Origin of the sequence: Bradyrhizobium sp. 197 (assembly GCF_023073375.1) — a bacterium.
Lineage (GTDB): Bacteria > Pseudomonadota > Alphaproteobacteria > Rhizobiales > Xanthobacteraceae > Bradyrhizobium.
Map to the genome: position 1 here is coordinate 113,807 of NZ_JADPJJ010000065.1, position 10,227 is coordinate 124,033.

Genomic DNA, 10,227 nt, shown 5'->3' on the forward strand with positions numbered 1-10,227 from the left:
CGCGACCATCACACTGCGACATGCACAAGAGCCGGCCTCGAACGCGCCGTAGGTGTCTTACTTCTTTTCCATCACGCATTGCAGCGGATGCTGGTGCTTGCGGGCGAAATCCATCACCTGCGTCACCTTGGTCTCGGCGATCTCGTAAGTGAACACGCCGCACTCCCCGATCCCATGATGATGGACGTGCAGCATGATCTTGGTCGCGGCCTCGGCATCCTTCTGGAAGAACTTCTCCAGCACGTGAACGACGAATTCCATCGGCGTGTAATCGTCGTTCAGGATCAGCACGCGGTACAGGTTCGGCCGCTTGGTCTTGGGTTTGACCTTGGTGATGACGGACGTGTTTGGCGCGGAGGGACCGCCGGGACGGTTCTCGTCGTTGCTCATCCGGGGAGCGTGGGCGGCGGCGGACAATTCTGGTCTGGAAGACAATTGCGGCATGGCTCAGGCGTTCAAATTCCCCACGGAAGCGTATGACGGTTCACCGCGCAGCCCCGTCTTCGGAGCTTCGCATAGGCGCGCCGCCTTGTTGGATCGCCGCTTTCAACCGATCCGGTCCAAACCAGATCGGCTTCAGCGAATATGGGCCTGCCCCCGGCTCGCCGCAAGCATGCGACGGATCGGCCGATGCGGCCGCGGCGGCCCCGATTCTCGGTCGGAGCGATCCTCGGCAAGGTTAATCAATCCGGACCGATTTGACAAAAACTTCCGCCCGCCCGTTTAGAAGATGTTGACCAGGAACCCGGCCGTTGACGCCGCTGCGACGGTTTCGCGCGGGATACTTCGGTTTTCTACGGTTGAATTTACCGGGCGTTCAATGGCGTGGCGCGAAAACTGGCAAAGTCAAAGATTTTCGGGGATCGCCATGTCTCGCCTGCCCCACGTCAGCCGTATCGGTCGACAGCTCGCCCGGTTCGGAGCGGCCGAACAAGGCAATATCGCCGTGATCTTCGCCATCGCGCTGCTCCCGGTTTTGACCTTCGTCGGAGCTGCGGTCGATTACAGCCGCGCGGTCCAGGCCCGTTCCGCGATGCAGTCGGCCCTCGATTCCACTGCGCTGATGGTCTCCAAGGATCTGTCGTCCGGCACCATCACGACGTCGCAAATCAGCACCAAGGCGCAGGACTATTTCAAGGCCCTGTTCACCGCCACCAACACCCTGCCGTCAGTCACCGTCGCGGCCACTTACACCGCGAGCACCAGCATGGGCTCCACGATCCAGGTCACCGGCACCGGCAGTTACACGACCACCTTCATGAAGGTCGCCGGCTTCCCGACGCTCGACGTCGGCGCCAATTCCACCAGCGCCTGGGGCCTGGTGCGCATGCGCGTGGCCTTGGTGCTCGACAACACCGGTTCGATGGCGCAGGACGGCAAGATGGCGGCGATGCAGACCGCCGCGAAGAGCCTGGTCGATCAGCTCAGCGCGCTCGCCAAGACCAGCGGCGACGTCTACATCTCGGTCGTTCCGTTTGCCAAGGACGTCAACGTCGGCAACAGCAATTCCAGCAAGTACTGGATTGATTTCAGCGATTGGGACGCGGCGAACGGCAGCTGGAGCTGCACGTCAGGCAGCAACAACAACTGCAACAATTGGAAGTGGACACCGGCCAACCATAATGCCTGGACAGGGTGCGTGGTCGACCGCGACCAGGATTACGACATCAAGAACACGACGCCCACGAGCGGCAATGTGGGGACGCTGTTCCCGGCCGAACAATACTCCTACTGCAACACAGGCAGTTCGTCCTATCTGCAGCCGATCATGCCGCTGAGCTACGACTGGAGCTCGCTCAAGGGCCGGATCGACGACATGAAGCCCACCGGTAACACCAACCAGGGCATTGGCCTTGCCTGGGGCTGGATGACGCTGTCGACCGGCGATCCCATGAACGCGCCGGCCAAGGACACCAACTACACCTACAAGGACGCGATCGTGATCCTTTCCGACGGTCTGAATACGCAGAACCGCTGGTACAGCAGCGCTTCGCAGATCGACACGCGGCAGAAGAAGCTGTGCGACAACGCCAAGGCTCAGCCCAGCAACATCACGATCTATACGGTGCAGGTGAACACCGGCAGCGACCCGACCTCCAGCGTGCTGCAATATTGCGCGAGCGGCACCGACAAGTTCTATCTGGTAACGAAGGCAGATCAGACCGTCTCGGTGTTCAAGGACATCGGGACGTCGCTGTCGAAGCTGCGCGTGGCGCGCTAAGACCGACCCGCCGCGACACAAAAAAGCCCGGCTGCTTCAGCCGGGCTTTTGATTCCAGGATGTCCAGGAAACGTTAGTTGGCGGCCGGCGTGAACTTCGACACGATGGTCTCGACCGGCTTGAACGCCTGCTTGGCGAGATCGCTGTAGAGGCCGGCGATCTTCTGCGATTCCGCGACGAAGGTCTCGTAGGCGGAACGGGCGAAATCGGTCTGCGCTTCGACGGCCTTGTCCAGCGACTTCACACCGGAAAGCTTCTCGACGAAGGACTTGGTGTCTTCGAACGACTTCTTGGTGTAGTCGCCATAGGCGCTGGCGATCGCCTGAAGGCCGTGCTGCATCGAGGTCGCGGAGGCGACGTACTGCTCGAAGTGCTCTTTCCCGTAGCCCTGAAAGTCTTCAACCTTGAACATTCGGAATCCTTTTCCCTAGCTCTCGTCGGAAGCCCCGGCTCCCTGACTCTGCTCACAATTAGTGCAACGCACAAAAAAGTCAAGAATCTTGTGCGACGCACAAAAATGCGTGCAAATTCGCGAAGATTCCCGGGGGTTCCCGCAATGGTTCCTTAAGCTTTTGGAAACCGCGGCCCCGTACTTTGATTCCCTGGACGTCTTCAACTTCCGCAAGCGGCCGAAAGCCGTTGAAGAACATCACCTTAGCCAGAATAGCGGCTCAGGCCCAACCTCCCCCGCGGCGAACACCTGCGGAGGGGCAGCCTGAGCAGGGTAATGATCCCGGATCCCATGGGCACAATTTCGCCTCACGAGCCGGTGATCAAGTCAGAAACGGGGACGGGGTTTCATGCTTCGTAAAAACTTGTCTTCCTCGCGCTTGGCGCGGGTTGGCGTTTTCGGGCTTCTTACGGTCACCACCGCAGTCATCTTCACCACCGATGCTGCCGAGGCGCGGCGCCATCGGCGCCATTACGCGCAGCATCGTGTGCAGCGCGATGTGTCCGAGAGTTCCAGCCCGAAATTCGCGTCGATCATCGTCGACGGCAATTCCGGCTCCGTGCTCCAGGCAACGAGCCCCGACGGGATCCGCCATCCGGCCTCGCTGACCAAGATCATGACGCTCTATCTGCTGTTCGAGCGTCTCGAGTCCGGCAAGATGAAGCTCGACACCGAGATGCCAGTGTCGCAGCACGCCGCCGATCAGGATCCGACCAAGCTGAACCTGCGTGCCGGCCAGACTATTCGCGTCGAGGACGCGATCAAGGGTCTCGTCACCCGCTCAGCCAACGACGCAGCCGTGGTGATCGCGGAAGCGATCGGCGGCGACGAGGACGACTTCGCCCAGATGATGACGCGCAAGGCGCGCTCGCTCGGCATGTCCAGGACGGTCTACCGCAACGCCAACGGCCTTCCCAACGACGAGCAGGTCACGACCGCGCGCGACCAGGCCACGCTCGGCCGCGCCATCCAGGAGCGCTTCCCGCGCTACTATCGCTATTTTGCGACCTCGACGTTCACCTGGCACGGACAGTCGATCCGGAACCACAATCATCTGCTCGGTAGTGTCGAGGGCGTGGACGGCATCAAGACCGGCTACACCCGCGCCTCCGGCTTCAATCTCGTGACCTCGATGCGCCGCGGCAACCGCCACCTGATCGGCGTGGTGCTGGGCGGCCGCAGCGGCGGCTCGCGCGATGCCATCATGCGCAACCTGCTCGCAGAGAACCTCGATAAGGGCGCGACCACCCACACCGTCGCCGCGGTCACCGAGCGCAATGGCTCTGACGCCGCTGTCGAGGTCGCGGATGCGTCGGATACCCCGGCCCGCTCCGTTCCGCAGGTTCAGGCCGCCGTCGCTCCTGCCCCCGAAACAGCCCCGCAGCGTCTCGCCTCGCGCCTGTCGGCGCTTGCTGCTGCGACCGCCGCGATGCCGCCGGCTCAGCCCAGATATGAATCCAGCAAGCCTGAAGTTCGGCCGACGGAATCCAAGATCGAGCCCGCGCCGCTCACCAATGGCGTGATCTCGAGCCAGCCGCTCTCCCTCATCCCCGGTTCGTCCGAGCCGATGAAGCCGGTCCGGGTCAAGACTGTCCAGGTCAAGGCCGGCACCGTGAAGGTCGCCTCCGCCGCCCCGGCTCAGGTCGCACCGCAGGTCACGAGCACGATCGCGGCCCGCTCCGACGTCGCCGAAACCTCGAGCGCCGTCGTCGCCCGGGCAGACCTCATCAACAAGCGTGAGGTCGTCAGCCAACCGGAAGCTCCGAGGGCCGAGCTCGCCCGTACCGAGCTGCCGCGGCAGCCGGCGGGCTTCGGCACCGGCAATGGCATCCTCGGCGTATTGCCGGCCGCAACCGCCGCCGCGCCCGCTCCGGCCGTCGCGAGGCTCGCTTCAGCCGAGCCGACGCTGCAGCCGATCCAGATGAGCGCCACCACCAGGCCGGCCGTCACCCATAGCGGCTGGATCGTCCAGGTCGGCGCGCTCGAGAGCGAGAACGAAGCCCAGCAGCGCATCGACGCGGCGCGCAGCTCGGCCCGCGGCCTGCTCAGCAAGGCCGACCCGTTCACCGAGGTCGTCGCGAAAGACAATCGCAAGCTCTACCGCGCCCGCTTCGCCGGGCTCGAGCGCGACCAGGCCGAAGCCGTCTGCCGCACCCTGAAGCGGGCCGATATCTCCTGCATCACCGTCCGCAATTGATCTTTCGCATCGCGCCAATCAAAAAATGCCCGCGCCTTGCGCGGGCATTTTCATTTTCGGGATGCGGTGATGCCAAGACCTTTCGATGCCAAGACCTTTCGATAGCAAGGCTGCGATGCCAAAGGTCGTGATGCCAGGCTGTTTGATACCGGGGCTGTTCCACGACAACCTCTCGTCAAGGATTTACGGTTAAAATTTTGCGCAAGGGATCGACCACGCCGACAATGGCGGGCATCGGGGCGACGGCAAACAGAGCAAGTGGGGCTCACACGGGACGGGCGTTTGTAGCGTGGTGCCGGAGTTAGCCGTTATGCGTACGAAGCAGAGTATCCTTGGCCTCGTTTACACGGGCAGCGAGATACGTCGAGCCCCCCTGGTCGGGATGCAATTTCTTCATCAGGGACTTGTGGGCGCGGCTGATATCGTCACGCCCCGCCCCCGGCTGCAAGCCAAGGATCTGATAGGCCTCCTCCGCCGTCATTTTGCCGCTCGCCACCGTGCGGCGCTGCCCCCCTGCCGCGTTGCCCTGCGCGTTCTGACGCCAGGCGGGAAACCGGCGGTCCAGATAGCTTTCAAGTAAGGCCACGCTCTCGGCGTCGAACGCCGGGACCATTGCCAGCAGGCCAGCCAGATCGAACTCGTCGAGATCGCGCCCGGCATGAGGCCCGGCGACGATCCGGCCTCCGAGCTGGCCAGACTCGTGATCGAGCCGCATATCCAGGAATTGCGAGCGCACGCGCGAGGCCTGACCGGCCGGGCGCGTCGCGCCTCCGCCGAACAGTCCGCCGACGTTGCCCAAGCCGGCGTTTGCCAGCGGTGTCCAGCCCAGGAGCCCGGCGCCGAAGATCCCGAGCGGGATCGCCACTACCAGTTCGCCCCGCAAGCCCGTGAACGCTGCGACAGCCAGCGCCACCACGCCGCCACCGAACCTGATCGTGCGTGCCAGCACGGCCGGATTGGCGGAACGAAACATCTGGAGCAGCAGATAAAGGGTGATAACAGCGATAGCGCCGGCAATCAGGGTCATGGCCGGAATATACTCGGCCTATCGTCAAAATGCATGGTGTCTTGTCCCCCGCAGACCGCGCCAGCGCTACTTCATCTGGCCGATCAGCCTGGCCGCGCCGCTGGCGGTCTTCGCCAATTGCAACAGCGCCTCGCGTCCGCCGGCGGCGTAGGCGGCAGCTGCGCGCAACAGCTCGCGCAACTGCGCCGCCGCGCCCGGATCGAACCGGCACCAGGCGCCGCCGGTCAGGCGCGCGATTTCGCGAAAAGCCTGCTCGGCGACGGCGTCATGGCCCTCCTGAAATACGAACACAGGCACCTTGAGCATGCCGAGCTCACCGGCCTTGGCACAGAGCTCGTCGACGTTCTCTTCCATGGCGTCGCCGACGAAGACAACGGCGCGCACGCCGGATGCGACCGCCTCGCGCCGCGCCTCGCTCAGCACCTTGCCGATCTGGGTGTCGCCGCCGCGGCAATCGATCTTGCTCATCAGCGCCGCAAGCCTGGCGCTGTCGGAAATCCATCCCGTGGCGCGGCACTCGTTGAAACCGCGATAGTAGACGAGCCGGATGTCGAGACTGCCGAGCGCGGAGGTCTCACGGAACATGTCAGCCTGAAGCGCGCAGGCCATGTCCCAGGTCGGCTGCCGGCTCATCGTCGCATCCAGCGCGAAGATCAGCCGGCCTTTCGCACCGGGAGCATGTGGCGACAGCGCTCGCGCGTTGGCGACGAAGGCGGCGATGTCCTCCGAGGTCGACGCCCCCGCCTGCGGCACCGCGCCGCCTGGTTTCGCCGAGACGGCATCGCGGCCGCGCGGTTTGATGGGTTCGCCCGACATCCATTGACCCTGCGTGAGCGGCTAATGTGGTTAGCGCGCGCAGCCCGGTCAATGTGCAAAGCCCCCGCAGGCAGGAGCCGGCGGGGGCTTTGAAAATCGATACTGACGATGAGGAAGACGTTAGCTCTTGGCAGGCGCCATCAACGCGACCGGACCGGGCTCGAGAATCTTGGGCGGGGACGATTGCGTGTCGACCGGCGCGACCTCGCTGTCAGTCGCGCTCAGGAACTTGTCGAGCATGCCCTGGATCGAGTTCTTGGCTGCGTCCGGACCGGTGTCGCGCATGTCGTTGTGCTGGAATTCGGTCTTCACGACCTGGATGCCGGCCTTCTCGCATTCCTCGTCGGTCGGGATCACACCCGCATCGGTCTTGAACTGCGGGTCCTGCGAACGGAACGACAAAATCTTGAACTTGCCGGCGGTGACGAAGGGCACGCGCAGATTGTCGAGCGTGACGACCTTCTTGACCTCGTCCGGATACTGCTTGGCGAAATACATCGTGATGTCGCCGCCCATGGAGTGGCCGACCATCGTCACCCTGCCGTAGTCGGCGTTGGGCTGAACCTTCTTCATCTCTTGCATGGCAAGATGGATGTTGGCGACGCCGCGCAGGATCTGCGGCAGCCGGCCGACATAGAGCTCGCCGGGCTTGGTCACCATCGGAGGATCGGTCGGCAGATCATGCTGCGGGCTGACGACGAGGTAGCCGCGCGCAGCGAAGATGTTGGCGAGGAAGCCGTACTCCGTGTTCTTGACGGTGTTGCCGTGGTTGATCACGGCGACCGGCATCGTGATCATGCCGGCATTGGCCTGCATTTCCTTGTCGCGACGGATCGCGATATCGACAGGCACGGCGCGGTTGTCGCGCGAGGCGTCGTAGAAGGTGATGGTCTCGTGTTTGATCGCCCACTTGCTCGCCGTGAAATAGGCGACGCCGCAGAGGGCACTGACCGAAACCAGAACGGCAATTCCACGCTTCATTTTCGTCCTCAGCCTCAGGCTCGTGCGGCCTGAATCCCTGTTGAAAATCGTGTTCTTCCGGAGCTCTTCGGCCCCTGGTCGCCTATTCCCTAATATATGTCACAGGGGCGTGACAGGAAGGCCAAATATTGTGAACTGACAGCCCTTTCATTGTGCGTCGCACACGTTTCTTGGGCATCCCTGCTCTCATACGGCTACGTCAGGGTGCACGTCACCCTCCTACGCAACGGTCTCGATTGGGTTCAATTTCGCAGTAAACGCGAGGTGAAAACGGCCGAGCGAAGGCTCGGTTCCCGTGGGGACCCGGCCGCTTTGATCGACTGGAAGTAGCAATATACCGCCGTCTCAAGCGCCGAGGATGTCGTGGACCTCGAGCGGCTTATCGACCTGGCTGAACCACTCGGCGCGGTTGGCCGCACGGCGGCGGCCGCGCTCGTCGAGCGGAAGCTTGAGCTGGCGGAGCAGGCTCGTCACCTCCTCCCGCGCGGTCAGATGGCCGAGATTGGGCCGCATGCCGAGCGTGGCCTCGTCGATCTCGTCCAGCGCCGTCAGGCCACGCGGGAAGAATTCGCGATAGACGACGCGTTCGGCGAAGCCGTCGACGTAGCGGAAGCCGAGCCGCAGCGACAAATCTTTCAACCCCTCGGCGACGAGCTGCTTGTTGCGGGAGCCGAGCATCGACAGGCGGTTGCGCACGACGATCCAGTCGGTGGTCGCGCCGTCGAGCTGGCGGCGCTTGCGGCGGGTGTCTCGCACCATCTCGGCGTAGTGGCTCTCGCCCGTCACCGCGTAGTTGGCGGGATCGACGGTGCCGAGCACGTCGAAATCGAGGAAGCTGTCATTGATCGGGGTCACCAGCGTGTCGGCCATCGAGTGCGCAAGCCGCATCAGATAGCTGTCGGTGCCGGGCGTATCGATGACGATGAAGTCGAAGCTGCTCTCGACCGCCGAGACCGCCTCCATGAATTGAAGGAACTCGGAATTCTCGTTCTCGGCGACCTGCATGGTCTCGCCGAGCTTGATGCAGCGATGCAGCGGCAGTTCGAGGTCAAGCTTGGTGCGGCGCGCCCAGGCGGAACGGTTGTTGATGTAGTGAGTGAAGCTCTGCTGACGGCAGTCGAGGTCGATGGTGGCGACGCGCTGGCCGGCTTTCAGAAGCGCGACCGCGACGTGCAGGGCGGTGGTCGACTTGCCGGAGCCGCCCTTCTCGTTGCCGAGCACGACCACATGCGCCGCGCCGGACTGGCCTTGGCTAGCTTGCACAAGCATCGCGATCCTTAACACCCCTAACAAATATCTTCGAGTTGGCCGCGTCTGCGGTCAAGTGAAATGCGTGACAGGTAGTGCAATTCGCACTGCGCCGTTCTTCATCATGAATCGCGGCGTCTTCTCTCGTCTGTGACCCAACCCACAATGTCGCGACATCGTGCGCGGCCTTGCGCGGGATGCTGTGCCGCAGTCGGACGCATGGCGTCCACGGTCGCCGCTTGTTAAGGTTAGTCTGCCGGGCGCCGGGACGCGCTCGCCGATTCCCAACTCCGTCGAGTTCTGATGTCACGCAGCCCCTTGATCGCCCGCACGGTCCCCGCCTTGCGACGCGCCGTCGACCATCTTCGCAAGCGAAAGGCCACGATCGCGCTGGTCCCGACCATGGGGGCGCTCCATGACGGCCATGTGTCGCTGGTGCGCCTCGCCAGGCGGCGCGCGAGCCGCGTGGTGGTGTCGATCTTCGTCAACCCGACCCAGTTCGCACCGACCGAGGATTTTGGCGCCTATCCGCGAACCTGGAAGGCCGATATCGCCAAGCTCGCCGCCGAGGACGTCGATATCGTCTGGCACCCCGGCGCCGAGGCCATGTATCCGGAGGGCTTTGCGACCCGCATCGTGCCGGAGGGACCGGCGCTGGCCGGCCTCGAGGACCGCTTCCGCCCGCATTTCTTCGGGGGTGTCGCGACCGTCGTCGGCAAGCTGTTCACGCAGTGCCGGCCGGATGTCGCGATCTTCGGCGAGAAGGATTTTCAGCAGTTGCGGGTGGTGACGCAGATGGCGCGCGACCTCGACCTCGGCGTCAAGGTGATCGGCTCCCGCACTGTGCGCGAGCGCGACGGGCTCGCGATGTCCTCCCGCAACGTCTATTTGTCGCCACAGGAGCGGCAGACCGCAACCACGCTGTACCGCGCCATGAAGGAGAGCGCCGGGCGCATCCGCGCCGGCGAAGCGATCGCTTCCGCAATGGCGCGCGGTGCCGGTATGATCACGGCGGCTGGCTTTGCGCTCGACTATTTCGAGGTGCGCCATGCTATCACGCTGGCGCCGGCCACCTCTCGCACGGACGGCCCTTTGCGGATCCTGGTCGCGGCCAAGCTTGGCAGCACCCGGCTGATCGACAATATCGCGGTCTAGGGTCTGTTGGGATTCATCTGGAGTTTATCGCGGCCGCGGCCAGATAGATCATTGAAGTGAAGCTCTGGTCGGTCTTGTCGGCGCGCATTGCGATGCGCTTGAATTCCTTGAGCTTGCCGAAGAAGTTCTCG

9 protein-coding genes are annotated in these 10,227 nt (G+C 63.6%); 3 read left to right on the plus strand and 6 right to left on the minus strand.

The window, feature by feature from the left end; genetic code table 11:
• Positions 1-57: 57 nt before the first annotated feature.
• Entirely contained in the window at positions 58-390 is a 333-nt protein-coding gene (clpS, locus tag IVB27_RS15355) for an ATP-dependent Clp protease adapter ClpS (protein ID WP_247340690.1), read from the minus strand.
• A gap of 478 nt (positions 391-868) precedes the next feature.
• Between clpS and IVB27_RS15360 the strand changes: the two genes are divergently transcribed.
• The gene (locus IVB27_RS15360; RefSeq protein ID WP_247444345.1) at positions 869-2,221 is read left to right on the plus strand and encodes a TadE/TadG family type IV pilus assembly protein; all 1,353 of its coding nucleotides are present in this window, start codon (positions 869-871) and stop codon (positions 2,219-2,221) included.
• Between the two features lie 73 nt (positions 2,222-2,294).
• On the opposite strand, the gene phaP is transcribed toward IVB27_RS15360, so the two are convergent.
• The gene (phaP, locus tag IVB27_RS15365) at positions 2,295-2,633 is read right to left on the minus strand and encodes a phasin family protein (protein WP_247340694.1); all 339 of its coding nucleotides are present in this window, start codon (positions 2,631-2,633) and stop codon (positions 2,295-2,297) included.
• Positions 2,634-3,021: 388 nt separating this feature from the next.
• Here phaP and IVB27_RS15370 point away from each other — a divergent pair, with 388 nt between their 5' ends.
• Complete coding sequence (locus tag IVB27_RS15370) at positions 3,022-4,869, plus strand: D-alanyl-D-alanine carboxypeptidase (RefSeq protein ID WP_247444346.1); 1,848 nt, start codon at positions 3,022-3,024, stop codon at positions 4,867-4,869.
• A gap of 301 nt (positions 4,870-5,170) precedes the next feature.
• Here the strand turns inward: IVB27_RS15370 and IVB27_RS15375 are convergent, their stop codons facing one another.
• From IVB27_RS15375 to IVB27_RS15390, 4 genes are all read right to left on the minus strand, one after another.
• Positions 5,171-5,896, minus strand: coding sequence for a DnaJ domain-containing protein (locus tag IVB27_RS15375; RefSeq protein WP_247444347.1), 726 nt, complete (start codon positions 5,894-5,896; stop codon positions 5,171-5,173).
• Positions 5,897-5,962: 66 nt separating this feature from the next.
• Positions 5,963-6,712 carry a vWA domain-containing protein gene (locus tag IVB27_RS15380; protein WP_247444348.1) on the minus strand — a complete coding sequence of 250 codons (750 nt, stop codon included), beginning with the start codon at positions 6,710-6,712 and terminating at the stop codon, positions 5,963-5,965.
• Between the two features lie 120 nt (positions 6,713-6,832).
• Positions 6,833-7,693 (minus strand): alpha/beta fold hydrolase, encoded by an 861-nt coding sequence (locus IVB27_RS15385; RefSeq protein ID WP_247340699.1) that lies wholly within the window; start codon positions 7,691-7,693, stop codon positions 6,833-6,835.
• Positions 7,694-8,038: 345 nt separating this feature from the next.
• Entirely contained in the window at positions 8,039-8,962 is a 924-nt protein-coding gene (locus IVB27_RS15390) for a division plane positioning ATPase MipZ (RefSeq protein WP_247444349.1), read from the minus strand.
• A gap of 282 nt (positions 8,963-9,244) precedes the next feature.
• Between IVB27_RS15390 and panC the strand changes: the two genes are divergently transcribed.
• A complete protein-coding gene (gene panC / locus IVB27_RS15395; protein ID WP_247444350.1) occupies positions 9,245-10,096 on the plus strand; it encodes a pantoate--beta-alanine ligase in 852 nt (283 codons plus the stop codon).
• The last annotated feature ends 131 nt before the right edge of the window (positions 10,097-10,227 follow it).